Annotated in this window: 24 protein-coding genes; 9 read left to right on the forward strand and 15 right to left on the reverse strand. The window is 69.5% G+C overall.

Annotated features, from left to right (window positions below; all coding sequences use genetic code 11):
* Positions 1 to 34: 34 nt before the first annotated feature.
* Complete coding sequence (gene cobA / locus J3S89_RS13050; protein WP_217928001.1) at positions 35 to 826, forward strand: uroporphyrinogen-III C-methyltransferase; 792 nt, start codon at positions 35 to 37, stop codon at positions 824 to 826.
* A complete protein-coding gene (locus tag J3S89_RS13055; RefSeq protein ID WP_217928002.1) occupies positions 823 to 2,163 on the forward strand; it encodes a cobyrinic acid a,c-diamide synthase CobB in 1,341 nt (446 codons plus the stop codon). Before cobA ends, J3S89_RS13055 begins: the two co-directional genes overlap by 4 nt.
* A gap of 89 nt (positions 2,164 to 2,252) precedes the next feature.
* Here the strand turns inward: J3S89_RS13055 and nifA are convergent, their stop codons facing one another.
* The 12 genes from nifA to J3S89_RS13115 form a co-directional block, all read right to left on the reverse strand.
* Positions 2,253 to 4,079, reverse strand: a complete 1,827-nt coding sequence (nifA, locus tag J3S89_RS13060; protein WP_420801317.1) for a nif-specific transcriptional activator NifA — start codon at positions 4,077 to 4,079, stop codon at positions 2,253 to 2,255.
* A 242-nt stretch (positions 4,080 to 4,321) separates the two neighbouring features.
* A complete protein-coding gene (locus J3S89_RS13065) occupies positions 4,322 to 5,341 on the reverse strand; it encodes an SDR family NAD(P)-dependent oxidoreductase (RefSeq protein ID WP_230489069.1) in 1,020 nt (339 codons plus the stop codon).
* 322 nt (positions 5,342 to 5,663) lie between these two features.
* Positions 5,664 to 6,941 carry a serine--tRNA ligase gene (gene serS / locus J3S89_RS13070; protein ID WP_217928003.1) on the reverse strand — a complete coding sequence of 426 codons (1,278 nt, stop codon included), beginning with the start codon at positions 6,939 to 6,941 and terminating at the stop codon, positions 5,664 to 5,666.
* An 86-nt stretch (positions 6,942 to 7,027) separates the two neighbouring features.
* A complete protein-coding gene (gene tatC / locus J3S89_RS13075) occupies positions 7,028 to 7,840 on the reverse strand; it encodes a twin-arginine translocase subunit TatC (protein ID WP_217928004.1) in 813 nt (270 codons plus the stop codon).
* On the reverse strand, positions 7,837 to 8,388 hold the full coding sequence (tatB, locus tag J3S89_RS13080; protein ID WP_217928005.1) for a Sec-independent protein translocase protein TatB: 552 nt from the start codon (positions 8,386 to 8,388) through the stop codon (positions 7,837 to 7,839). The genes tatC and tatB overlap by 4 nt, the downstream gene beginning before the upstream one ends.
* Before the next feature lie 132 nt (positions 8,389 to 8,520).
* A complete protein-coding gene (locus J3S89_RS13085) occupies positions 8,521 to 8,754 on the reverse strand; it encodes a twin-arginine translocase TatA/TatE family subunit (protein WP_217928006.1) in 234 nt (77 codons plus the stop codon).
* Between the two features lie 124 nt (positions 8,755 to 8,878).
* Positions 8,879 to 9,583: an SMC-Scp complex subunit ScpB gene (gene scpB, locus J3S89_RS13090; RefSeq protein ID WP_217928007.1), complete on the reverse strand. Its 705-nt coding sequence runs from the start codon at positions 9,581 to 9,583 to the stop codon at positions 8,879 to 8,881.
* The gene (locus tag J3S89_RS13095) at positions 9,580 to 10,431 is read right to left on the reverse strand and encodes a segregation and condensation protein A (protein WP_420801316.1); all 852 of its coding nucleotides are present in this window, start codon (positions 10,429 to 10,431) and stop codon (positions 9,580 to 9,582) included. Before J3S89_RS13095 ends, scpB begins: the two co-directional genes overlap by 4 nt.
* A gap of 32 nt (positions 10,432 to 10,463) precedes the next feature.
* On the reverse strand, positions 10,464 to 11,483 hold the full coding sequence (gene nagZ, locus J3S89_RS13100; protein WP_217928008.1) for a beta-N-acetylhexosaminidase: 1,020 nt from the start codon (positions 11,481 to 11,483) through the stop codon (positions 10,464 to 10,466).
* A gap of 88 nt (positions 11,484 to 11,571) precedes the next feature.
* Positions 11,572 to 13,440, reverse strand: a complete 1,869-nt coding sequence (locus tag J3S89_RS13105; RefSeq protein ID WP_217928009.1) for an SPOR domain-containing protein — start codon at positions 13,438 to 13,440, stop codon at positions 11,572 to 11,574.
* Positions 13,441 to 13,509: 69 nt separating this feature from the next.
* On the reverse strand, positions 13,510 to 15,270 hold the full coding sequence (argS, locus tag J3S89_RS13110) for an arginine--tRNA ligase (protein ID WP_217928010.1): 1,761 nt from the start codon (positions 15,268 to 15,270) through the stop codon (positions 13,510 to 13,512).
* 132 nt (positions 15,271 to 15,402) lie between these two features.
* Positions 15,403 to 16,644, reverse strand: a complete 1,242-nt coding sequence (locus J3S89_RS13115) for a deoxyguanosinetriphosphate triphosphohydrolase (RefSeq protein ID WP_217928012.1) — start codon at positions 16,642 to 16,644, stop codon at positions 15,403 to 15,405.
* 178 nt (positions 16,645 to 16,822) lie between these two features.
* On the opposite strand from J3S89_RS13115, the gene erpA reads away from it, so the two are divergent.
* Positions 16,823 to 17,161, forward strand: coding sequence for an iron-sulfur cluster insertion protein ErpA (erpA, locus tag J3S89_RS13120; protein WP_230489068.1), 339 nt, complete (start codon positions 16,823 to 16,825; stop codon positions 17,159 to 17,161).
* A 24-nt stretch (positions 17,162 to 17,185) separates the two neighbouring features.
* Here erpA and J3S89_RS13125 read toward each other — a convergent pair whose 3' ends face one another.
* The gene (locus tag J3S89_RS13125; RefSeq protein WP_217928014.1) at positions 17,186 to 18,034 is read right to left on the reverse strand and encodes a hypothetical protein; all 849 of its coding nucleotides are present in this window, start codon (positions 18,032 to 18,034) and stop codon (positions 17,186 to 17,188) included.
* A 262-nt stretch (positions 18,035 to 18,296) separates the two neighbouring features.
* Here J3S89_RS13125 and J3S89_RS13130 point away from each other — a divergent pair, with 262 nt between their 5' ends.
* From J3S89_RS13130 to J3S89_RS13155, 6 genes are all read left to right on the forward strand, one after another.
* Entirely contained in the window at positions 18,297 to 18,539 is a 243-nt protein-coding gene (locus tag J3S89_RS13130) for a hypothetical protein (RefSeq protein WP_217928015.1), read from the forward strand.
* 85 nt (positions 18,540 to 18,624) lie between these two features.
* Entirely contained in the window at positions 18,625 to 18,864 is a 240-nt protein-coding gene (locus J3S89_RS13135; protein WP_217928016.1) for a hypothetical protein, read from the forward strand.
* Between the two features lie 74 nt (positions 18,865 to 18,938).
* Positions 18,939 to 19,178, forward strand: coding sequence for a hypothetical protein (locus tag J3S89_RS13140; RefSeq protein WP_217928017.1), 240 nt, complete (start codon positions 18,939 to 18,941; stop codon positions 19,176 to 19,178).
* 109 nt (positions 19,179 to 19,287) lie between these two features.
* The gene (locus J3S89_RS13145) at positions 19,288 to 19,524 is read left to right on the forward strand and encodes a hypothetical protein (RefSeq protein WP_217928018.1); all 237 of its coding nucleotides are present in this window, start codon (positions 19,288 to 19,290) and stop codon (positions 19,522 to 19,524) included.
* 154 nt (positions 19,525 to 19,678) lie between these two features.
* Entirely contained in the window at positions 19,679 to 20,470 is a 792-nt protein-coding gene (gene xth / locus J3S89_RS13150; protein WP_217928019.1) for an exodeoxyribonuclease III, read from the forward strand.
* Between the two features lie 4 nt (positions 20,471 to 20,474).
* Positions 20,475 to 20,981 carry a GFA family protein gene (locus J3S89_RS13155; RefSeq protein ID WP_217928020.1) on the forward strand — a complete coding sequence of 169 codons (507 nt, stop codon included), beginning with the start codon at positions 20,475 to 20,477 and terminating at the stop codon, positions 20,979 to 20,981.
* A gap of 335 nt (positions 20,982 to 21,316) precedes the next feature.
* Here the strand turns inward: J3S89_RS13155 and J3S89_RS13160 are convergent, their stop codons facing one another.
* Both J3S89_RS13160 and J3S89_RS13165 read right to left on the reverse strand, forming a co-directional pair.
* Positions 21,317 to 22,288: a tetratricopeptide repeat protein gene (locus tag J3S89_RS13160; RefSeq protein WP_217928021.1), complete on the reverse strand. Its 972-nt coding sequence runs from the start codon at positions 22,286 to 22,288 to the stop codon at positions 21,317 to 21,319.
* A gap of 618 nt (positions 22,289 to 22,906) precedes the next feature.
* Positions 22,907 to 25,750, reverse strand: coding sequence for a valine--tRNA ligase (locus J3S89_RS13165; protein WP_217928022.1), 2,844 nt, complete (start codon positions 25,748 to 25,750; stop codon positions 22,907 to 22,909).
* Positions 25,751 to 25,785: the final 35 nt, after the last annotated feature.

Raw genomic sequence — 25,785 nt, forward strand, 5'->3', positions numbered from 1 at the left:
GCACGAAGGACGAAACGTCCCAGGAGGATACGCCATGGTCGATCTCGGACCGCTCGCCGCCCACATGCCGCCTTTCGAGCCCGGCTCGGTCTGGCTGGTCGGCGCCGGCCCCGGCGATCCCGGCCTCCTCACAGCCCGCGCCATCTTCGCGCTCGGTCAGGCCGACGTGCTGGTCTACGACGCCCTCGTCGCGCCCGAGATCCTGTCGCTGGTCAATCCGGCGGCGGAACGCGAATTCGCCGGAAAGCGTGGCGGCAAACCCTCCGCCAAACAGGGCGACATCACCGACCGCCTGATCGAACTCGCCCGCGAGGGCAAGCGCGTGCTGCGTCTGAAGGGCGGCGATCCCTTCGTCTTCGGCCGCGGCGGCGAGGAGGCCCTCGCCCTGGTGGCGGCCGGCGTGCCCTTCCACGTGGTGCCCGGCATCACCTCCGGCCTCGGCGGCCTCACCGCCGCCGGCATCCCCGCGACCACCCGCGACACCAATCAGGCCGTCATCCTGATGACCGGCCACTATGCCGTCCACGGCCCCGAGGCGATCGATTGGGCCGCCTTCGCCCGCACCGGCGTGCCGCTGATCCTCTACATGGCGATGAACAACCTCGCCGCCATCGTCGCCGAACTGGTCGAGGCCGGCATGGCGCCGGAGACCCCGGTCGGTTTCGTCAACAAGGCGACGACGCCGGAACAGCGCGTGCTGGTGTCGACGCTGGCCACCTGCGTCGCCGACGCCGCCGCCGCCGGCATCGAGCCGCCGACCATCACCGTGATCGGCTCGATCGTGCCGCTCCGCGCCGCCCTCGGCTACGGCGACGGTCGCCCGTGACGCCCCCCCCGAACGGCCTCCTCGTCGCGGCACTGCGCTCCGGCTCCGGCAAGACCACGGTGACGCTCGGCCTCCTCCGGGCGCTCGCCCGGCGCGGCCTCGCCGTCGGCGGCGCCAAATGCGGCCCCGACTACATCGACCCCGCCTTCCACGCGGTGGCGAGCGGACGCGCCAGCCTCAATCTCGACAGTTGGGCGATGCCGCCCGAGCTGATGGCACGCCTCGCGACCCGGGCCGGCGCGGGCGCCGATCTGGTCGTCGCCGAGGGGCTGATGGGCCTCTTCGACGGCGTCCCCGCCGCCCCCGGCCGCAGCGGCGCCAGCGCCGACGTCGCCCGTGCCCTCGGCCTGCCGCTCCTCCTGGTGCTCGACGTCTCCGGCCAATCGCAATCCGCCGCCGCCATCGTCGCCGGGGTCCGCGCCTATGCCCCCGACCTGCCGCTCGCCGGGGTGATCCTCAACCGGGTCGGCTCGGAGCGTCACACCCGGCTCGTCGGCGACGCGATTCGCGCCCTCGGCATCGACGTCCTCGGCGCGATCCCGCGCAACCCCGACGTGGTCCTGCCCGAGCGCCACCTCGGCCTCGTCCAGGCCTCGGAGACGAGCGGCCTCGACACGCTGCTCGACCGCATGGCCGATCTCGTCGAAACCCATGTCGACCTCGATCGCCTTATCGCCGCCGCCCGGCCGCTCGTCGCCTCGCCGCCCGCCGATGCCGCGACCGCTTCGTCGATCGGCGCCATCCCGGCCCCGGGCGGACGCATCGCCGTCGCCCGCGACGCCGCCTTCACCTTCCTCTATCCGCATCTGGTCGAGGGCTGGCGCGCCGAGGGCGCCGAGATCGCGTTCTTCTCGCCCCTCGCCGACGAGGCCCCCGACGCCGCCTGCGACGTCTGCTGGCTCCCCGGCGGCTATCCCGAACTCCACGCCGAACGTCTCGCCGCCGCGAGCGGCTTCCTCGAGGGGCTGCGCGCCTTCGCCGCCGACCGGCCGGTCCACGGCGAGTGCGGCGGCTACATGGTGCTCGGCCGCTCCCTCACCGACGCGAGCGGCCGAACCCACGCCATGGCCGGCCTGCTCGACGTCGAAACCTCCTTCGCCAAACGCAAGATGCATCTCGGCTATCGCGCCGTCGAACTCCTCGCCGACGGCGTCCTCGGCCCCACCGGCACCCGCCTCGCCGGCCACGAGTTCCACTACGCGACCATCGTCGACCCCGGCCGTGACGCCCCCTTCGCCCTCGCCGGCGACGCCTACGGCACCCCGCCGCAGCCGACCGGCAGCCGGCGCGGCCGGGTCTCCGGCTCCTTCTTCCACGCCGTCGCCCGCCGCCCCTGACGCCACCATAAGAAACGGCCCGGAGCGATCCGGGCCGAGTGGGTCTTCAGGGAGGAACCGAAGTCTGTCGGTCGCGCCGAGCGGTCGGGTCAGAACCGCTTCAGCTCGATGTTGTGCTTCTTGAGGGCGTAGCCGATCTGGCGCGGCGTGAGCCCCAGAATCCGCGCCGCCTTGGCCTGGACCCAGCCGGACCGCTCCATCGCATCGACGAGACGTTCGCGCTCGCTCGGTCGTCCGCCGAGCGCCGGGCAGTTGGCGTCGGCATGTTCGCACAATCCGCCGGACGCGACCGCCTCGGCCGGGCTCGCCGGCAGAGGCGCCGCCGCCGGAGCCGGCTCGACGGGGGCGACCGGATAGACCGCCGGCGGCACCCCGTGCGACGGCGTCGGCGCCACCACCGACACGCCCGAGGCGAGCATGGTGATCGGATCGGGCACGCCCGGCTTCTTCGGCGCGCTCTTCCACAGGAGCGCCGACAGGCAGTTGCCGGTGTGACAGGCGAAATCGTCGGGCGTGATCATGTCGCCGTGCGCCAGCGTCGCCGTCCGCCGCACGCAGTTCTCGAGTTCGCGCACGTTGCCGGGGAAGTAGCAGTGCGAGAGGAGATCGAGACCCGCCGCCGAGATCGACATCTTGCGACCGTTCTCGGCGTTGAAGCGCTGGACGAAGGCGCGCGCCAGATGGGGAATGTCGCCCGGACGCTCGCGCAGCGGCGGCAGGAACACCGGCACCACGTTGATGCGGTAATAGAGGTCGGCGCGGAACTCGCCCTTGGCGACCGCCTCCTCGAGGTTCTTGTTGGTGGCGCAGACGAGCCGCACGTCCACCTTCAGCGTCTTCGATCCGCCGACCCGCTCGAATTCGCCCTCCTGCAGGATGCGCAGGAGTTTCGCCTGGAACGAGGCCGAGATCTCGCCGATCTCGTCGAGCAGCAGCGTGCCGCCGTTGGCGAGCTCGAACCGGCCGGCGCGCTGGCCGACGGCGCCGGTGAACGAGCCCTTCTCGTGGCCGAAGAGCTCGCTCTCGAGCACGCTCTCCGGAAGCGCGGCGCAGTTGAGCTTGACGAAGGCCTTGGCCTTGCGTGGGCTCAGATCGTGGATGGCGCGCGCGAAGAGCTCCTTGCCGGTGCCGCTCTCGCCGCGCAACAGCACGGTCGAATTGGATTTGGCGACGACGGCGATGGTCTGGAGCACCCGCTTCACCGCCACGCTCTCGCCGACGATGCCCTCGACCTTGGGAATGGCGTTCGGCACCCGATTGGCCAACTCGTTGCCGAGCGCCTTCTCGAGCGACGACCGCTCGTCGAGGAGACGCTGACGATCGGCGGAGAGGATGCGGTGGAGACGGACGGTCTGACCCGCCAGATTGGCGACCATGGCGAGGAAGCGCAGATCGTCGTCGATCCGGAACTGCGTGCGCCCGTCCCACACCCGGTCGATCGAGAGCGTGCCCACCACCTTGTTGTCGGCCTTGATCGGCACGCCGATGAAGGAGACGCGCATGCCCGCCTCCTCGGCCAAGAGCCCGTCGGCGGTCTCGAACAGCGGATCGGTGGCGATGTCCTGCGCGACGACCGGCGTCGTCGTCGCGACGATCCGGTCGATCACCGCGCGCGGCAGACTGTCGATGGCGCGCCCACCGCGTCCACCCTGCTCGGCCCATCCCGCGGTCGCCACGATCTCCACGTCGCCGCCGTCGTCGAGTACGACGATCATGCCGCGCCGCATCTGCAGGAACGACGTCAGCACGTTCACGACGTTGGAGAGCGTCAACTCGAGTCGCGCCGGCGTGGTGAGGATCTTCGAGATCTCGTAGATCCCGAAGAGCGCCATCTCGGCATTGGCCTTCGGATAGGGCGCCGGCCCGGCCGGCTTCGCCTGGTCCGATCCGAATGCGGGCGCGGTCGCAATCCCCATGGTTCGCTCTCCTCGCCAGATCTCCCACTCCTCGATTTCCGTAAGGGAAACCGCAAGATCTGCTCGACGAGAGAAATGCTGCGCGCGACCGCACGAAATGTCACGCTGCTTTTGACGTCAGGAATCCGACACGAATGCACAAACGAAATGCATTGATTCAAAACTGGCCTGAGGAAAAATACTTACCCAGAAGTCCTAACGATCGTATACAGAAGATGGATGCACAGCAGCATACTGAAGAGTCAGAGCAACTGACCACCGTTGATGTTGATCTGTTCGCCGGTGATGTAGGACGCCGCCTCCGAGCAGAGGAAATGCACCAGCTCGGCGACTTCCTCGGGCCGACCCAGGCGCTTCATCGGGATGAGCGGCAGGAACTTTTCTTCCGTGCCCGGCGACAGGATGTCGGTGACGATTTCGCCCGGCGCGATCGCATTGACGCGAATACCGTGCGGCGCGAAATCATTGGCCATTTCACGGGTCAGCGCCGTCAGCGCCGCCTTGGAGGTGGCGTAGGCGGTGCCGGCGAAGGGGTGGACGCGGCTGCCGACCACCGAGGTGATGTTGACCACCGAGCCCCGCGCCGCCTTCAACTCGTCGAACAATCCCTTGGCCAGCATGATCGGCGCCAGGAGATTGACGTGAAACACCTGCATCCACGTATGCATCGGTGTCGTCATCGAATTCAGCCGCTCGCCGTTCGGCCCCTTGGGTGAGATGCCGGCGTTGTTGACGAGCGCGTGCAGCCGTCCGCCGACCCGGCGGCGAATGTCGATGATGGCGAGCGGGATCTGCTCGCGATCGCCGAGGTCGACCTGGACGTGATCCTCCGGCCCCGCTTCCCACGGGCAGCGGCTGCGCTCGAAGGGATGGCGCGAGCAGGTGACGATTCGCCAGCCCTCGTCGGCGAATTTGCGCACGATCGAATGGCCGATGCCGCGACTGGCGCCGGTCACCAGCATGGTGCGCCGCTCGCCGTCCGCGTCGAGCGCCGGGGGCACGTGGCCGTAGGCGTGGTGGTGTTCGTGATCGATTGCCCCGCCGGCGGCCGACTCGGGCCGCTTGAACGTGTGGGTGACGGGATCGTAGCCCGGCGGATAGATCGGCTGGCCGTCCGGTCCGATCGGCGGCGTATAGACATGGGTCACCGGATCGTAGCCCGGCGGATAACGGTTCGGCGCGCGCGGCCCTGGACCACCGGGAGACGGGGTCCCCTGCCCGGAATTTGGGCGATCCTTGTCGGACGGATGATCGCTGGACATGGGCGTTCCCTCGAGTTCGGCGTTTCGCCGGGGCGGCGCGGGCCAAGGTAGTGTCCGCCCGTGTCGCCGACAAGGCATCCCGGGCGGAACGTCTCGTCGCGAGTCCTCTCCTTCTCCCCTCGCGAGAGAAGGCGGCCCGGCACGGGCCGGACGAGAGGGCGCGGGCGCGAGCCCGCGACGGGCGGTGCCGGAGGACTTCGCGCTCCGCGCGGCACCCCTCATCCACCCTTCGGGCACCTTCTCCCGCGAGGGGGAGAAGGAAGGATGTGCGACGCCGTGGCGAACCGTCACCCAGAGCCGGCGGCGGTCCGCTCGATCCGCCTCAGGGCGTGATCAGCTCCAGCCCGCCCATGTAGGGGCGCAGCGCCTCCGGCACGGTCACAGAGCCGTCGGCATTCTGGTAGTTCTCGAGCACTGCCACCAGGCAGCGTCCGACCGCGACGCCCGAGCCGTTGAGCGTGTGGACGAATCGCGTGCCCTTGCCCTCGGTCGGCCGCATGCGGGCGTTCATCCGCCGCGCCTGGAAGTCGCCGCAATTGGAGCAGGACGAGATCTCGCGATAGGCGTCCTGACCCGGCAGCCACACCTCGATGTCGTAGGTCTTGCGCGAGGAGAAGCCCATGTCGCCGGTGCACAGCACGATGGTGCGATAGGGCAGCCCGAGCTTCTGCAAAACGTCCTCGGCGGCGGCGGTCATCCGCTCGTGCTCGGCCTCCGAGGTCTCCGGGGTGGTGATCGACACCATCTCGACCTTGGGGAACTGATGCAGCCGGATCATGCCGCGCGTGTCGCGCCCGGCCGAGCCCGCCTCCGAGCGGAAGCACGGCGTCCACGCGGTGAAGCGATAGGGGAGCGAGGCCTCGGAGACGATCTCGTCGCGGACGATGTTGGTGACCGGGACCTCCGCCGTCGGGATCAGCCAGTAGCCGTTCTCGGTGCGGAACAGATCCTCGGCGAACTTCGGCAGATTGCCGGTGCCATAGGCCGATTCGCTCTTCACCAGGAACGGCGGGTTCACTTCCGTGTAGCCGTGGTGGTCGACATGGAGGTCGAGCATGAACTGGCCGAGCGCGCGCTCGAGCCGGGCCAATTTGCCCTTGAGCAGCACGAAGCGCGCGCCCGAGATCTTGGTCGCGGCCTCGAAGTCCATCTGGCCGAGCGCCTCGCCGATCTCGAAATGCTGCTTCGGCGCGAAGTCGAAGGTCCGCGGCGTACCCCAGCGGCGGATCTCGACGTTGTCGGCCTCGTCCTTGCCGACCGGCACGTCGGCGGCGGGCACGTTGGGGATGCCGGCGAGGAAGTCGGTGACCGCCTGCTCGATCGCCCGTTCCTCGGCCTCGCCCGCCTGGATCTCGGCCTTGATCTGCGCGACTTCGGCCTTGAGCCGTTCGGCGGTCTCGAGATCCTTCTTGCCCATGGCGGCACCGATCGCCTTGGCGGAGGCGTTGGCGCTCGCCTGCAGCTCCTGCAACCGCGTCAGGTGGGCGCGCCGCTTCTCGTCGAGAGCCAGAGCCTCGGCCGCCATCGCCGGCTTCGACCGATGGGCGAGCGCCGTGTCGAAGGCCTCGGCGTTGTCGCGGATCCACTTGATGTCGTGCATGGGACGGTCCTCGAAAGATGCCACGGGCCGCATGACGCGGCCCGCGTTTCGCCGACGAGACGGGACCGCATGAGCGGGAGCGGGACTCAGTCGCGGGTCGCGACGTCGGTGCTCGGCGAGGCGAGTTCGCCTTCCGGCGTCTCCTTCCTCTCCACCATCTTCACGGCGAAGATCGTGAGTTCGTAGAGGAGGATGGTGGGCAGGGCAAGGGAGATCTGGGAGAGCGGATCGGGCGGCGTCAGCACCGCCGCCACGATGAAGGCGAGCAGAATCGCCCAGCGCCGCTTGGACCGCAGCCCCTTGGAGGTGACGACGCCGATCTTGCCCAAGAGCGTCAGCACCACCGGCATCTGGAAGACCAGACCGAAGGCCACCGTCAGCGACATGATCAGCGACAGATATTCGGAGACCTTGGGCAGAAGCTCGATCTTGATGCCGTCGCCGTCGGTCTGCTGCATGCCCGCGAAGAAGCCGAGCACCATCGGCAGCAGGAAATAGACGAGCCCCGCCCCCATCAGGAAGAACACCGGCGTGGCGATCAGATAGGGCAGGAACGCGTTCTTCTCGTGCCGATAGAGCCCGGGCGCCACGAATTTGTAGATCTGTGCCGCGATCATCGGGAAGGCGATGACGATCGCTCCGTAGAACGCCACCTTGATCTGCGTGATGAAGAATTCCTGCGGCGCGGTAAAGATCATCGTCGCCGGCTTGCCCGTCATCGAGCGGATCACATAGTCGTAGGGCCACACCAGAACATTGTAGATCTGCTTGGCGAAGGCGAAACACACCAGGAACGCCACGACGATCGCGAGGAGCGAGCGGATCAGCCGCGCCCTCAGCTCGATCAGGTGCTCCATCAACGGCGCGCGCGAGGCTTCGATCTCGTCCTGCTCGCTCATGCGTCACGCTCTTTCTTCGCTTCGGCCGGCTCGGACGCGGCCGGCGCCGCCTCGGCGACCTCGACCGGGCTGCCCGGCGCCGGGGTCAGATCGAACACCGGCTCTGTCAGATCCATCGGCATCGGCGAGGCCGCGTCGATCCGCGCGGCGATCTCGCCCTCCGCCATCGCCGGCGTCTCGTCCGTCGGCGCCTCGACCGTGCCGCCGTCGGCGACCATCGGCGCGGAGACCCCGGCCTCGATCCCGGCCATCTCGGCCTCGGTGTCGCGCTTGACCTCGTCGAGCGTGCGGGTCACCGACGAGAACTGTTCCGCCAGCAGGGCCTTGGGCGACAGCGAGCGCAGATCGTCGACGTGTTTCTTGACGTCGTCGAGCTCGGCCTCACGGATCGCCTCGTTCATCTGGCCCTGGAATTCGGTCGCCATGCGCCGCGCCTTGCCGACCCATTGGCCGACGGTGCGCATCAGTTGCGGCAACTCCTTCGGCCCGACGACGACCAGGGCCACCACGCCGATGATGAGGAGTTCGGAGAAATCGAGCCCGAGCATGTTCGTCCGCCTGCGGGGGCGGCGTCTCGCGCACCCCCTCGATCCGACCGAGAACCGAACGGTTCACGGAAATCACCGACCTCGACGGGAGCGGACGCCACCGCGGCCCGCGTCGAGCCGGTCGCGACGGCGTCAGCCGACGGTCTTCGACTTCTCGTCCTGGGGAACGGTCTCGCCCGTCTTGGCATCGATGGACTTCGGAGCGGCGGGTTTCTCGGCCACGTCGTCGTCCTGAAGACCCTTCTTGAAGCTCTTGATGCCCTTGGCGAAATCACCCATCAGGTCGGAAATCTTGCCCTTGCCGCCGAAGAACAGCAGGGCGACCGCGAGAACGATCAGCCAGTGCCAGATGCTCAGAGAACCCATGTCGTACTGCTCCAGATGGTGGGCCGGCACGCCTTCGGCGCACCCCGGCCGGGCGGCGCCGCACTATGGCAAAAAGGCCGTGGTGGAGCAACCGCGCTGCCAACACGCCCGCGTGACGCCGGCCTCAGCCCTCCTCCGACCCGGAATCGGTGAGGAGATCGAGGAGATCGCCCGGCTCGAGCGGATCCTCCTCCGCCGTCAGCGCCTCGCCCTCGACCGGCAGGGGCACGTGGAAGCCGGCCGGGATCTGCCCCTCGAGCAGCCCCGCCGCCTTCAACTCCTCGAGCCCCGGCAGATCGCGCACCGTCTCGAGGCCGAAATGGACCAGGAACGCCTCGGTCGTCCCCCAGGTCACCGGCCGCCCCGGCGTCCGCCGCCGCCCGCGCATGCGGATCCACCCCGCCTCGAGCAGCATGTCGAGCGTGCCCTTGGACATGGTGACGCCGCGAATCTGCTCGATCTCGGCGCGCGTGACCGGCTGGTGATAGGCGATGATCGCCAGCGTCTCGAGCGCGGCGCGGCCGAGACGGCGCGGTTCCTCGACGCGTCGCGACAGACGCGGTGCCAGATCGGCGGCGGTGCGGAACAGCCATTTGCCGGCGAGTCGCACCGGCTCGACCCCACGCCCGCGATAATCGGCGACGAGATCGGCGAGAACGGCGTCGAGGTCGACGTCGGCGCCCACGAGCTCGGCCAGCGCCGCCTCGTCGACCGGCTCGGCGGCGGCGAAGATCGCCGCCTCCACCAGCCGCGCCGCGTCGCGGTCGCGAAAGGGGCCCCCCGCCTCGGCCGGCGGACGATCGTCGTCGTCGTCGTCCGCGTCGATCATGACGTCTCCTCCCCCTCGTCGGGTCGGCCCCCGCCCCGCGCGCGCACCATCAACGGCGCGAAGGCCTCCGCCTGGGCGACGTCGAGCAGCCCCTCGCGCACCATCTCGAGACTGGCCGCGAAGGTCGAGGCGATCAGCGTCGCCCGGGTCTCGGCGGTCTCGTGCGGCGCGATCAGCCGATCGAGATCGATCCACTCGTCGATCGGCCCGACCAGCCGCTCCAGGATCTCGCGCGCGTCGACCAGCGACCACACCTTGCGCGCCGCCACCCGGACCTCGGTGATCATGCCGCGCTGTCGGAAGTCGGCATAGGCCGAGAGGAGATCCCAGAGGCTCGCGTCCCACTTCGGCCGCGTCACCACCGACGTCCCCTCGGGGGCGCCGCGCAGAAAGATCTCGCGCCCGACCCGGGGCCGCGCCATCAGCACCGCCGCCCGCTCGCGCATCGCCTCGAGCCGGCGCAGGCGAAAGGCGAGCGCCGCCGCCAGTTCCTCGCCGGTCGGCTCGGCGTCCTCCGGCGGCTTCGGCAGGAGCAGCCGCGACTTGAGATAGGTGAGCCACGCCGCCATCACGAGATGATCGGCGGCGAGCTCGAGCCGGCTCTCGCGCACCCGCTCGACGAAGGCGAGATATTGATCGACCAGATCGAGGATCGAGATCTTGGCGAGATCGACCTTCTGATTGCGCGCCAGCGACAACAGCAGGTCGAGCGGCCCCTCCCAACCGTCGACGTCGACGATCAGCGCGTCCTCGCCCGCCCCGGCCGGCGCCGCGCGCGGCGGACGCGACCAGTCGTCGGGCGCCGCGCGTCCGTTCTCCGGCAGTCGTTGCGTCTCGCTGGTGTCCACGGCCCGCGTCCCTCGCCCCCGCGAGGGATGTTTCAGACGACCGGGGTTCCCGTCAATCGGGCGAACTGCGCGCGCGCCGCCTCGACGTCGAAACTCTCCACCGGACGCCGCATCGCCGCCGCCCGGTCGGCCCGCTCCCGCGCCCGCCCCTCGAGTGGACGACACGCCGCCGCCACCGCGGTCATCTCCGCGAGATCGCCGTTGCAGTGGAGCACCAGATCGCAGCCGGCGGCGAGCGCGGCGGCGGTGCGCTCGCCGATCGTCCCCGACAGCGCCCGCATCGACACGTCGTCCGACATCAGGCAGCCGTCGTAGCCGATGAAGCCCCGGATCACCGTATCGATCACCGTCTTCGAGGTGGTCGCCGGGGCGTCGGGATCGATCGCCGAATAGACCACGTGCGCGGTCATCGCCAGAGGCAGGTCCGCCGCCGCGCGGAACGGCGGGAAATCGGTCGTCTCCAGCGCCGCGCGCGACGTCTCCACCACCGGCAGGTGATGATGGCTGTCGACGCCGGCGCGGCCGTGCCCGGGAATGTGCTTGATCACCGGCAGCACACCGCCCTCGAGGAGCCCCGCCGCCGCCGCCCGACCGAGGTCCGACACCACTTCCGGCGTCACCCCGTAGGCGCGGTGGCCGATGACGTCGTGGGCGCCCTCGACCGGCACGTCGAGCACCGGCAGGCAGTCGACGTCGATGCCGAGTTCGAGGAGATCGTGGGCGATGAGCCGGGCGCCGAGCCGCGCCGCCGCGAGCCCGGTGCGCCGATCTCGGGCATAGACCTCGCCGAAGCGGCGCCCGGCGGGATAGGCCGGCCATTGCGGCGGGCCGAGACGCTGCACCCGGCCGCCCTCCTGATCGATCAGGATCGGCGCGTCCGGCCGGTCCGCCGCCGCCCGCAGCGCCGCCGTCAGCGCGCGGATCTGGTCCGGCGTCTCGCAGTTGCGGGAAAACAGGATGAACCCCCACGGGCGGGCGTCGCGGAAGAAGGCGACCTCGTCGGGCGAGAGCGTCGGTCCGGCGCAGCCGGCGATGAAGGCGGAGACGGTCATGACGGTCGGCACTCGCGTGGGGGGAGACGAGGACGGCCGGCCGAGGCGAACCACGACCGGCCGAAAGGCGGCGAGAGGGGCGGTCCGCTCAGCGGCGCGTCACCATGCACTGCCCGCCCTGGGACTGGATCTGCGAACAGAGTGCCGCCGCCGCCTCGCGCGATCCCACCGGCACCCGGGCCCGATAATAGGTGCCCCGGGTGCCGAGATCGGCGCGCTGCACGTCGAGCGGCCGGCCCGACAACGCCGAATAACGCCGCTGGGCGTCGGCGAAGGAGCGCCGCGCGTCCGCTTCCGACTTGGAGGCGGAGAGCTGCACCATCCAATCGCCACCACCGGCGGCGGCCGGCGCGAGCGGCGTCGGCGCGGCGGCCGTCGGCTGCGGACGTGCCGGGGCCGGAGCCGACGCCTGCGGCGCGGGAGCGCTCGCCAGACGCGGCGCCACCGGACCGAGCGCCAGCGGCGCCCCGGCCGAGGCCTGCGGCCGCTGCGGCGTGACCGGCGTGGTCGTCACCGTCCGGACCGGGGCGGTCGCGGCCGGGCGCGGCGGCGCCGGGATCGGCATCGGCACGTCGACCACCGTTCCGGCGGGCGTGGCCGGCGCGGCCTCGGCCGGAGCGGCCGGAGCCGGCGTGACCGGAACCATGGGAACCGGCTGCGCCACCGCCGCCGCCTGCGGCAGCGTCGGCACCACCGGCTGGGTGGTGACCCGGGTCGTCGTCACCGGCACCATCGGCGGCGGCACGCTCGGCACCGGCGGCGCGCTCGGCTTGGCCGGCGCCGCGGCCGTCGGGCCCGGCGTCGCGGGGGCGGCGGGAGCCGTGGGCGCGGCGCCGTTCGGCGGCCGCGCCTGGGAGCCCTCCGAGACGATCGAGCCGTCGGGCCGCACCACCACCGTCTTGACCGTATGCGGTTGATCGGGCGAGGTCGGGCGCTGCGTGCCGGGATTGATCACCCGCACCTCGCGTCCCTCGGGGGTAAGCCCGGAGACATGCTCGACCGGATCCTCCTGGAGGCTGACGATCTTCGAGCCGTCGACCTTGGTGTCGCGCTTCAGCGAGATCTCGCCGTCGGCCACCGTCGCCGCCTTGGTCGGATCCGGCAGCACCTTGAGCGGCTGGCCGTCGGCCTGGATCAGCACCGGCCCGCGCGCCTTGGGGTCGCCCCAGATCTTCCATCCGGCGAGCGCCCCGCCGCCGACCAGTAGAAGGCCGACGACCGCCGCCGCGATCCGGAAGCCCGAGCGCCCGCCCTCGTGCGGCAACTGCCGCGCCTCGTATTCCTCGGCCATCGAATGCGGCAGGATCACCGCCTCGTCGGCGACATAGGGCGACGCCTCGGCGGCGGCGCGCGCGATCGCCGCCGGATCGAATTCGTCGAAGGTCGGCCGCGGCGCCTCGCCGCCACGGGCGCGATGGATCTCCGCCGCGAAGGCCGCGTCGAGATCGACCGCCTGCGCCGCGCCGCCCGCGAAGGCGGGGTCGTAGGACCCGGCCGAGATGCCGTCGTCATAGGCGTAGAAGTCGGCCCAGCGCGGATCGACCGGCGCCGGATCGACCGGCGTCGAGACGATCGGATCCTCCGCCGCCTCGGCGCCGGAATAGCCGCTGAGGCTGGCGATGTCGTGATCGTCGACCGGATGCTGGGGAATGATCTTGGGCACTTCGCGCTCGAAGTCGCCGCGCACCCGCTCCTCCGGCGTCACCGACGAGCGCAGGGTCTCGAAGAGTTCGGCCTCGAGGTCGGAGATCTGCGCCGGGGCGGGGCTCTTCGGCAGGGTCCGCCGGCCCACTTCGACGACGTGCTCGGGACGCACCGGATGCGCCGCGCCCTCCCCGAGGATGCGCGCCAGTTCCGCGAGCGGATCCTCCGCCATCGGCCGGGCACGATGACCCTGCCCGGCATCGACCGGGCCGGTCGCATGGGGATCGTAGGCGTGACGCATGGGCTCGGACATCGAACGGGCACCTCTGTCGACGAAGCCGGCCGGGGCCGCTTCGTTGGCCGTCGTCCCGATCGCTCGTCCTCAGCGCATTTCTTTCGGTGCGCTCACTCCGAGAACGGCGAGCCCGGACGCGAGAACCGAGGCGACGGCTCTCACCATCGCCAGTCGGGCATGGGACGACAATGGATCGTCAACGTTAACAAAGCGTAATTGTGGCAGATCCTTGCCCCTGTTCCAATGGGCATGAAGATCGCTCGCCAGATCGTGCAGGAAGAACGCGATCCTGTGCGGCTCGTGACTTTCCGCCGCACCCTCCACGACACGGGGCCACTGCGCGATTCTCTTCATCAGACCGATTTCACCGGCGTCGGAGAGACGCGTGAGATCGGCGCCGCCGAGACCTTCGTCGGAGAGATCGAGCGCCGGCAGGCCCTCGCGCGCCTGGGCGAACACCGAATGCACCCGCGCATGGGCATATTGGACGTAGAAGACCGGGTTGTCCTTCGACTGCTCGGTGACCTTCTGGAAGTCGAAGTCGAGCGGCGCGTCGGACTTGCGGAAGAGCATCATGAAGCGCACCGCGTCGACGCCGACCTCGTCGACCACTTCGCGCAGCGTCACGAAGGATCCCGAGCGCTTCGACATCTTCACCGGCTCGCCGGCGCGGAACAGCTTGACGAGCTGGCACAGCTTGACGTCGAGCGAGGCCTTGCCGCCCGAGATCGCCTTGACCGCCGCCTGCATCCGCTTGACGTAACCGCCGTGGTCGGCGCCCCAGATGTCGATCTGGTTGGCGAAGCCGCGCCGATACTTGTCGAGGTGATAGGCGATGTCGGAGGCGAAATAGGTATAGGACCCGTCCGACTTCATCAGCGGACGGTCGACGTCGTCGCCGAACTGGGTCGAGCGGAAGAGAACCTGCTCGCGATCCTCCCAATCCTCCGGCAGCTGCCCCTTGGGGGGCTCCAGCCGGCCGCGATACATCAGCCCGGCCGCCGTCAGCGTATCGATCGCCTGGGCGACGCGGTCGCCGTCGGGCGCGTTCTGGAGGCTCTTCTCGGAGAAGAACACGTCGTGGCGCACGTTGAGGGCGGCGAGATCCTCGCGGATCATCGCCATCATGCCGTCGATCGCCGTCCGGCGGACCTCTTCCAGCCATTCGCTCTCGGGCTTGCCGACCAGCGACGCGCCGAACCGCTTCGCCAGCGCCTCGCCGACCGGCTTCAGATAGTCGCCCGGATAGAGCCCCTCGGGGATCTCGCCGATCGCCTCGCCGAGCGCCTCGCGGTAGCGCAGATGGGCCGAGCGGGCGAGCACGTCGACCTGGGCGCCGGCGTCGTTGATGTAATATTCCTTGGTCACCGCATGGCCGGCATGGGCCAGGATGTTGGCGAGCGCGTCGCCCACCACGGCGCCCCGGCAATGACCGACGTGCATCGGCCCGGTCGGATTGGCCGAGACGTATTCGACGTTGACCGCGCCCTTGCCCGGCGTGCCGCGGCCGTAGGCCTCGCCCTCACGCAGCACCAGCGCCAGGAACCGCGCCCAATAACCGGCCGAAAGACGTAAGTTGAGGAAGCCGGGACCGGCCACCTCGGTCTCCGCGACGTCCGGATCGGCGGCGAGTTCGCCCATCAACTCGATGGCGAGCGCGCGCGGCTGCTTGCCCATCGGCTTGGCGAGAACCATCGCGGCATTGACGGCGAGATCGCCATGGGCGGCGTCGCGCGGCGGCTCGACCACCACACGCGTGAGATCGAGCGCCGTCCCGTCCGCCGCCGTCCAACCGAGCCGCGCGATGGTGGAGCGCACCCGCTCGCCGAAATCCGCGAAGATGTCCATGGGTATCCGCCGTTCTCTCGTCCAGGAATCGGAACGTCCGCGCCGTCCCGTCGACGCGAGGCCGACGAGAGCGCGGAAAACCTGGCGCGGAGCTATCGCAAATCGGCAGGGGCGTCAAACCGGGAGGACGCCTCACCCCAGATCCGGCGTGTCGCCGCAGACCCGGCGGTGCTCGCCGACGGCGAAGCGGTCGGTCATGCCGGCGATGTAGTCGCAGATCCGCCGCGCCAGCCGCTCGCGGTCGGAGGCGACGTCGTCGGCGCGCCATTCCTCCGGCAGCGCCTGCGGCCGATCCATGAAGGCGGCGAAGAGATCCTCCACCACCCCTTCCGCCGCCCGCATCTTGGTCATCACCAGATCCGACCGATAGACGCGCGCGAACAGGAACGTCTTGATCGTGTGATCGGCCGCCGCCAGCACCGGCGAGAAGCCGACCAGCGCCCGCCCGGCGTTGCGCACGTCGTCGGCCGACCCCGGCAGCTGATCCTCGAGCCGGCGGAAGCTCTCGCCGATCACGTCCTCGACCATGGCGGTGATGATCCGCCGGATCACCTCCTGCTTCAGCCGCGCCCGCTCAAGGTTCGGATGCCGCGCCCGCACCTCCGAGATCGCCGCGCCGACCACCGGCAGATCGCCGAGATCGTCGAGATCGATCAGCCGCGCCCGGAGCCCGTCGTCGATGTCGTGGGCGTCGTAGGCGATGTCGTCGGCGATCGCCGCGCATTGCGCCTCGAGGCTCGGCCAGGTCGCGAGCCAGAGATCCTGGCGGCGGGCATAGTCGCGGATGCCGTAGGGCAGTTCCGCCGGCGGCCGATGCTGGCCATGGGCGGAGGCGAGCGGGCGCCCGCGCGCGTCGGTCAGCGGCCCGTTGTGCTTGACGAGCCCCTCCAGCGTCTCCCAGGTCAGGTTGAGCCCGTCGAAACCGGCATAGCGCCGCTCCAACCGCGTCACGATCCGCAGCGTCTGGGCGTTGTGGTCGAAGCCGCCGTGCCGCGCCATCGCGCGCTCCATCGCCCGCTCGCCGGCATGACCGAAGGGCGTGTGGCCGAGATCGTGGCCGAGCGCCAGAGCCTCCGCCAGATCCTCGTCGAGACGGAAGGCGCGGGCGAGCGCGCGGGCGATCTGCGCCACCTCGATCGTGTGCGTCAGGCGCGAGCGGAAATGATCGCCGTCGTGCGGCAGGAAGACCTGAGTCTTGTTGGCGAGGCGGCGGAAGGCGGTCGAATGGATGATCCGGTCGCGGTCGCGCTGGAAGGGCGTGCGGGTCGGGCTCGTCGGTTCGTCGACCAGCCGGCCGCGCGAGCGTTGCGGATCCACCGCGAACAGCGCCCGCGCCTCGCCGCCCAATCCGACCCGTTCGGCGATCCTCGACATGGGCTTTCCCCGTCTCCTGACGTCGCCGCCGCCGACGACTGCCCCCGATTTCGGCGCGACGCTCACCGAGCGGTCTTGATTCTCAAGGGTTCGATCGCATTTGATCGAGACGAACGAAGGTTTCAAGCGCATGACGCCGTCGACCCTTCGGCCGGCGAACGCGAGGACAGAACGAGACATGACCGACACCGCCCCGCCGATCGCCGTCACGGCCGCCGCCGCCGCCCGCATCAGATACGTCGTCTCCGACGAACCCACCGGAACGGTGATGCGCATTTCCGTCAAGGGAGGGGGCTGCTCGGGCTTCTCCTACGGCTTCGAGCTGACCACGGCCCGCGAGGACGACGACATCGTGATCGAACGCGACGGCGCCACCGTGGTGATCGACCCCGTCTCGGCCGAATATCTGACCGGCTCGGAACTCGACTTCGTCGACGACCTGATGGGTCAGGCCTTCAAGATGAAGAACCCGCAGGCCACCGCGACCTGCGGCTGCGGCACCTCCTTCGCCATGTGAGTCGCGGATCGGCCCGGCGCGTCCCTAGCGCGCCGAGGCCAGCGCCCGGCGCAACACCTGACCGATCGCGGCGCCGAACGTGTAGTGGCGATCGGAATAGACCATCACGGCGCCCGGATCGGCCGAGCGGAACCCGACGTGGACGGCGAGCACCTTCGGCGTCTTGTCGAGCGTCAGATAGGCCGCCCCCGACATGCCGTCGAAGCCGACGCAATCGGTCCTGAGCTCGCGCGCGCCCGTCTCGGTCGTCACCACGTCGCGGACGTGGCAGACGTCGACGGTCTTGCGACCGCCCTCGAAGGCGACCACGGCGATCGGGTCGCCGGCCTTGACCCGGGTCCCCAATTCATAGGCGCGGATCCCGGCGATCGGATGCGCCAGCCGCGCCGCGCCCCAGTCGTGCCGCCCCGACACCCCGTAGGGTGAGGTCGAGCCGCACAATTGCGCGCTCGGCGTCAGCGGAATGGTCTGACGCCCCTCCGGCCCGTCGACGATGAAGACGCAGCGCCCCTGCGCGGCGCGCGGCCGCCCCGCCTCGTCGAAGAAGACATGCGCCGCCGAGGTCACCACGTCGGCCGAGGCGGTCACCTGCCCGATCCCGCGCACGCCGCCGCATTCGACCTGCCCCGTCGCCGCGAAGCGCTTCGCCGAGCCCGCGCCGAGTGCCGCCGCATGTTCGAGAGGCATCCGCCCGTCGTGGCCGATCACCACCCGCCGTTCGCCCGCATGGGTGTGCGCGACACTCGTCAGCAGCATGCCGATCAGACCGACCGCGCGGGCGCCCGAAGCGGGCCGCAGAACCGCGAGACGCGGACGGGCGGGCGGACGATCGCGGCCCGTATCCGGCGGCGGATGATGCGTACGCTTCGACATCGTCGTCTCCCTCGGAGATGGGCGAGCCCTGCCCCTCGACGATGCGGCCGATAGGCCCGCGCCGCAACCACTTCCGTGCTCTCGATCCGTCACGGGTTATCACGGATGAGTGCTTGATGAACAATCAAAGACACAGATGTGTGATTGTTCACTATCAGTCGATATTCAGTCGCAATTTCGGTAGCTACTCCCAGCCGGCGAACGGGAGCACATACCGCTCACCGACCGACGCAACATTCGGTCCGAGACAAGGAACACCGAAATGACCTTCACCAAGCTCCCCCTCGCCGCCCTGATCCTCGGCGCCTCGCTGACCCCGGCGCTCGCCGAATCCGGCGACCTCTCGCAGACGCCCGTCGCCGCCTTCGAGCAGGCGCTCGGCAATCCGGCCGCGAAGTCCGCGGTGATCGAGGGCCGTCAGGCCGCCCCGGTGGTCACCCCCACCGCACCGACCGACGCCGCCACCCGTTACCTCGACTCTCGCAACCGTGATCAGGATCGCTGATCCCCCGCGAAACGACGCGAGATCCCACGACGTATTCCCCGACGACCGACCTTCTTCGGTCCACGGACAGACAAGGAAGACAGACATGACCTTCACCAAGCTCACCCTCGCCGCCCTCGTCCTCGGCGCCTCGCTGACCCCGGCGCTCGCCGAATCCGGCGACCTCTCGCAGACGCCCGTCGCCGCCTACGAGCAGGCGCTCGGCAATCCGGCCGCGAAGCCCGCGGTGATCGAGGGCCGTCAGGCCGCCCCGGTCGTCACCCCCACCGCCGAGACCGGCGCCGCGCGCTACCTCGACGGCCGCGTCCAGGACCAGGATCGCTGATCGCGGCCGCCACGCCGAAAATCCCCCGAGACCGATCCCCCGGTCGGCCACAGACCCCAGAAAAGAGAAATGCCATGACCTTCACCAAGCTCTCCCTCGCCGCCCTCGTCCTCGGTGCCTCGCTGACCCCGGCGCTCGCCGAATCCGGCGACCTCTCGCAGTCGCCCGTCGCCGCCTACGAGCAGGCGCTCGGCAATCCGGCCGCCAAGACCGCGATGATCGAGGGCCGTCAGGCCGCCCCGGTCGACAACGCCGCAGCCGTCTCCGGCGCCGCGCGCTACCTCGACGGCCGCATCCAGGACCAGGATCGCTGATCGCGAGACCGCGACCACGATGGACTTCGGCCGGTCACCGGATCGGCCGCCGTCCGCCCTCCTCGGCCGACAACCCGTTCGGCCGCCGTCTTAGAAGAGGAGATCAGCCATGACCTTCACCAAGTTCGCGATCGCCGCGCTGGCGCTCGGCGCCTCCCTCGGCCCGGCGCTGGCCGAATCCGGCGACCTCTCGCAGCGCCCCGTCGCCGCCTATGAGCAGTCGCTCGGCAACCCGGCCGCGAAGCCCGCGATGATCGAGGGCCGTCAGGCCGCGCCCGTGGCCGCCACGCCCGGCGCTCTGAACACCGTCGATCGCTACCTGATCGAGCACAATCGGCACCATTGATGCCCGATCGCCGATCCCTCGAGAGGCGTCCACGCTCCCCCGCGCGGGCGCCTTTCGCGCGTTCCTGGGGGCGAGACGCGAAAGGCGATGCGTTCGCGGCCCCGCCTCGTTATCGTGCCGCTCGGATCTGGATCAGCAGCGACCGAGTCACCTCATGAAATTCGCCACCTGGAACATCAACGGCAGCAAGGCCCGCATCGATACGCTCGTCGCCTGGCTCGAGGAGGCGCGCCCCGACGTCGTCTGCCTCCAGGAGATCAAGAGCGTCGACGAGGGCTTCCCCGCCGCCCCGATCGAGCGGCTCGGCTATCACGTCGCCACCCACGGCCAGAAGGGTTTCAACGGCGTCGCCATCCTGTCGAAGCATCGCCTCGAGGACGTCACGCGCGGCCTGCCCGGCGATCCCGACGACCTCCAGGCGCGCTACATCGAGGCGGTGATCTCGGTCTCGACCGGCGTCGTCCGGATCGGTGGCCTCTATCTGCCCAACGGCAATCCGATCGGCACCGAGAAATTCTCCTACAAACTCGCCTGGATGGACCGCCTCGAGCGCCACGCCCGCGAGCGCCTCGCCCTCGAGGAGCCGTTCCTGTTGATGGGCGACTACAACGTGATCCCCGAGGCGATCGACGCCAAGACGCCCGAGAACTGGCTCGGCGACGCGCTGTTCCAGCCGGAGAGCCGCGCCGCATATCGGCGCCTGCTCGGCCTCGGCCTGACCGATTGCCTGCGCGCCACGACCGACGCCCAGCTCTTCACCTTCTGGGACTATCAGGCCGGCTGCTGGCAGCGCAACGAGGGCATCCGCATCGACCACGTCCTGGCGAGCCCCCAGGCCGCCGACCGCCTCCGCGCCGTCGGCATCGACAAGCATGTGCGCGGCTGGGACAAGCCCTCCGACCACGTGCCCGTCTGGGTCGAGCTCGCCGTCGACGAGAAGGAGTGAGACCATGAGCGACGCCGCCTCCACGAGCCCGACCGGCGGCTGCCTCTGCGGCGCCCTGCGCTATCGTCTCGCCCGCGTGCCCGACGACGTCGGCCATTGCCATTGCAGCCTGTGCCGGCGCTCGACCGGCGCGCCCTTCGTCACCTGGGCGACGGTGCGACGCGCCGAGATCGCCCTCCTCGCCGGAACCCCGGCCTGGTTCCGGTCCTCGCCCCGGTCGCGGCGCGGCTTCTGCCCGACCTGCGGCACCCAGATCTTCTTCGCCCAGGACGCCGAGGCGCCCGCCGATCTCCCCCGGACGAAGACCACGGATCGCCCGGCCGAACCGCTCCCTGCCGACGACGTCGACGTCACCGTCGCCTCCCTCGACCGGCCCGACCTCTGCGTGCCCACGCGCAACATCTGGGTCGGAACCCGGCTCGGCTTCCTCCACGGCTTCGACGATCGCCTGCCGGACTACGACGACGAAGGCCCCTCGCCGGACGACGTCACTCCCGCGGCCCTCACCTGACGCCCGCGCGGCGATCGGCCTAAGGGTTTTTTCGCAGATCGCGACCGAAATTAAACTCTCGTTAACCATGAGATGCGAGACTGCCGGCTCTCGCATCTCATGAATTTTGATAAATATCTGATTTCAATGAGTTACATATGATTTTTGAACCAGATTACGAACCGGGTGATCCGCTCATGAACTTGATCTGGAGAATTGAGAACTAAGACTAAGCCATTGAATTACATGGAATAATTTTCATTTTTGAATCGAAATGATAAAGGGCGCGGGATCGGCCCCCGCGCCCTCGTCTCGCGTCTGAACGACGGGCTCCATGCCCGTCCGTCGCATGCCGTTCAGTTGCCGGCCTTGGCGATCCATTCCTGGGCATCGGCCACGCCGCGGCGGCGCTCCGACTCCGAGGCGACCGAGAACACCTGCTCCTGAACTTCGCGGATCCAGTCCTCGGCGGTACTGCTGCCGGCATTGGCGCGCGCCACGGTCAGCCACATCAGACCCTGGACCGGGCGGCGCGGGAAGCCCTCGTCGCCGGTGAAGAGCAACTGGCCGAGCATCGCCTGAGCGCCGCAATGGCCCTTGCGGGCCGCCACCGTCAGCCACCGCGCCGCCTGACGCGGATCGCGTTCCTCGCCGCTCGCCTCGAGATAGAGCCGGCCGAGGCGATACTGCGCCTCGGTGTCGCCGAAGATCGACGCGGCATAGGTGTAGAGCTCGCGGGCGCGGTCGACGTTGGGGCGGATCGCCGCGTTGTCGACACCCTTGAGATAGTAGGACCCGAGCGCGACGAAGGCCGAGGCCACGAAGGCCGCCTGCGGCGTGCCGCGCGCGTCGTCGGAGTGATGGTCGATCACCTCGCGATAGAACTCGAACGCCTTGGCGTCGTTGACCGGCACGCCGTCGCCGGTCTCGTAGATCTTGCCGAGCTTCCACTGGGCGATCGGATGGCCGCGTTCGGCCGCCCGACGCAGTTGCTCCAGCGCCGCCTTGCGGTCGCCGGCATAGTAGAGCCGCGTCCCCGCGCGGAACGCCTCTTCCGCCGACATCGTCGCCGGCGGCGTCACGATCGGCCCCGGCAGGAGCTTGGAGGAGACGCCGGGAGGCGCCGAAAGAGCGACCGGAGCCGACACGACCGCCGAACCGCCGCCGAGACGGCCCGGCGCGGGAACCGGCGCCAGGGCCTGCACGTTGGGCAGCGTCGAGGCGTCGTCGCCGCCGATGCCGTTCGGATCGAAGGCCGAGGCCGCGCTCGTCGCCCCGGCGAGAACCGCGGCGGCGCAGCCGACGCGAAGAATCCAGGAAGTCCGCATGGCCGTTCTCACAACGTCCTCGCCACCGAGCCGCCGCATCCATCCGCCGACGGCCCTGCCGCCCGCTCGATCGTTGGTCGTCACTCGGAGCTTCGTGGTCACGTATTCACTCCCATGGGCGCGCGCCTGGCGCTCCCCGGATCTCGGATCGGCCGATCGGCCGCAAGCGGATCCCGCGATCTCGTCTCCGCCGGAGCGGTCTTCGGAAAGGTCGGCACCAGCGGGCGATGAGCGACCATCGCACCGATTTTCGGCGACAACACGGCCGAAACCGGCCGGATCGAGGTGATCCGAAGGCAATCGCGCCGAAATGATCGAGACGGAATCGGACTCCGAGACCACGATCCCCACCGGATCGATCGTCCCCTCACGCCCACTCGTCCCCGACACTCTCACGCCACGCACCTCGAAGGTCCCACCACCTCGTCGACGGAGCGCACGCTCGGTCTCATTTGTGACCGAAGCGCGGCAATCCCACCTCGCGCATCATGCCCGGAAATCATTGAAAAGTGGTGTTGCAAAACCGACACGAAATCGCCGACGAACGTTTCCGCCGAAACGACGACGGCCGGCGTGAGACCCCACGCCGGCCGTCGGTCGAGCCCGCCTCGGATCGACTCAACCGAGACGCGCCAGTGCCTCGCGCACCTTGGCGATGCGGGCGACGTATTCCTCGCGTTTCTCGCGATTTTCCTCGACGACCTCTTCCTTGGCCTTGGCCATGAACTGCGGATTGGCGAACATCTTGTCGATGCGGCCGATCTCGCCCTCGAGCTTGACCACTTCCTTGGAGAGCCGGGTCCGCTCCGCGCCGACGTCGATGACACCCTCGAGCGGCAGGCAGAAGGTCGCCTCGCCGACCACGATCTGCGCCGAGGCCGCCGGCGCCTGATCGGCCGAGGCGATCGAGGCGACGCGCGCGAGCCTCAGAATCGCCGCCTCGTGGGTGGCCATCCAGGCGGTCGTCCGCGCCGAGGCGCCGACCACCACCAGCGGGATCTGCGCCGCCGCCGGCACGTTCATCTCCGAGCGCACCGAACGCACCTCGGTGATCAGCCCGACCAGCCAGTCGATCTCGTCGGCGGCCTCGTCATGGGTGATGCCGACGCCCGGCCATTCCGTCGTGACCAGCATCGCCCCGCGCGTCAGGCCCGCCTCGGCGGCCGTCTTCGCCCACAGTTCCTCGGTGATGAAGGGCATGAACGGATGCAGGAGCTTCAGGATCTCGTCGAGCACATGGGCGCAGGTCGCCCGGGTCTCGTCCTTGAGCGCCTGATCCTCGCCCATGAAGATCGGCTTGGCGAGTTCCAGATACCAGTCGCAGAACGAGTTCCAGACGAAGCGATAGGCCGCCGCCGCCGCATCGTTGAAGCGATAGGCCTCGAGCGCCTCGGTGACGCCGGCGACCGCCCGCGCCAGTTCGGTGGCGATCCAGCGGTTGAGCGTGCCCTTCGCCGCCGCCGGCTCGAAGTCGGAGACCGAGACGCAGCCGTTCATCTCGGCGAAGCGGGCGGCGTTCCACAGCTTGGTCGCGAAGTTGCGATAGCCGGCGACGCGCGCCTTGGCGAGCTTGATGTCGCGGCCCTGTGCCGCCATCGCGGCAAGGGTGAAGCGCAGCGCGTCCGCGCCGAACTCGTCGCAGAGCTCGAGCGGATCGATGACGTTGCCCTTCGACTTCGACATCTTCTGCCCCTTCTCGTCGCGGACGAGGGCGTGGATGTAGACGTCCTTGAACGGCACGACCGGATTGCCGTCGGCGTCCTTCATGAAGTGCATGCCCATCATCATCATCCGGGCGACCCAGAAGAAGATGATGTCGAAGCCGGTGACCAGCACCGAGGTCGGATAGTAGCGCGCCAGCTCCGGCGTCTGCTCGGGCCAGCCGAGGGTGGAGAACGGCCACAGCGCCGACGAGAACCACGTGTCGAGCACGTCCTCGTCGCGGGTGAGGAACCCGGCCGCGCCGTTGACGCGCAGATCCGCCGCCTTGGCCGCGTCGATCTCGGCCCGCGTCAGATAGTGATGGATCGCCGCGTCGAGCGCCTCGGCCTCGTCGTGGGCGACGAAGACCTCGCCGTCCGGCCCGTACCACGCCGGGATCTGATGGCCCCACCAAAGCTGGCGCGACACGCACCACGGCTGGATGTTCTCCATCCACTGGTAATAGGTGTTCTCCCAATTCTTCGGGACGAAGCTGGTGCGCCCGTCGCGCACGGCGGCGAGCGCCGGCTTCGCCAGTTCCCCGGCGTTGACGTACCACTGGTCGGTCAGGAACGGCTCGATCACCACGTTGGAGCGATCACCGTGCGGCACCATGTGGGTGTTGGGCTCGACCTTGGCGAGGAGCCCGCGCCGCTCCATCGCCTCGACCACGATCTTGCGCGCCGCCTCGCGCGCCTTGCCGTGGAGCAGCGCCTCCAGCATCTCCGCGCCGAAGACGTAGGAGACCGGCGTCTCCGCCTCCGCGCCCTCCGCCGGCTCCGGCGCCCCGGAGAGCTCGGCGCCATGGCCGGTATCGGCCCAGAAGGCTTCGTTGCCGGAAAGCGCGACGTGCGCCTTGCGGTCGAGGATGTTGATCATCGCCAAGCCGTGACGCTTGCCGACCTCGAAGTCGTTGAAGTCGTGCGCCGGGGTGATCTTGACCGCGCCGGTGCCCTTCTCGGGATCGGAATATTCGTCCGCGACGATCGGGATGCGCCGGCCGACCAGCGGCAGGATCGCGAATTTGCCGACGAGATCGGCGTAACGCTCGTCGTCCGGGTGAACCGCCACGGCGGTGTCGCCGAGCATGGTCTCGGGGCGGGTGGTGGCGACGGTGATGAACCGGCCCGGCATCCCCTCGATCGGATATTTGAAGTGCCAGAAATGGCCCTTCACCTCGACCTGGAGCACTTCCAGGTCCGAGATCGCGGTCTCGAAATGGGGATCCCAGTTGACCAGCCGCTTGTCGCGATAGATCAGCCCGTCGCGATGGAGCTGGACGAACACCTTGAGCACGGCCTCCGAGAGGCCTTCGTCCATGGTGAAGCGCTCGCGCGACCAGTCGCAGGAGGCGCCGAGGCGCTTCAGCTGCGCGGCGATGGTGCCGCCCGATTCCGCCTTCCAGGTCCAGACCTTCTCGAGGAACGCGGCGCGGCCGATCTCGCGGCGGCCCGGCTCCTGGCGCTGCATCATCTGCCGCTCGACCACCATCTGCGTGGCGATGCCGGCATGGTCCATGCCCGGCTGCCACAGCACGTCCTTGCCGCGCATCCGCTCGAAGCGGACCAGCACGTCCTGGAGCGTGTTGTTGAGCGCGTGGCCCATGTGCAGGCTGCCGGTGACGTTGGGCGGTGGAATCACGATCGAATAGGGCGCGGCGCCCGGCTTCGCGCCGGCGCCGGCGCGGAACGCGCCGACCTCGTCCCAAGCGGCGGAAATACGCGGTTCGACCGCGGCGGCCTCGTAGGTCTTTTCGAGCATGATGTCTTCCGAAACGCCGGTGACCGGATCGGCTC

Source organism: Pinisolibacter aquiterrae (assembly GCF_019160155.1).
Lineage (GTDB): Bacteria > Pseudomonadota > Alphaproteobacteria > Rhizobiales > Ancalomicrobiaceae > Pinisolibacter > Pinisolibacter aquiterrae.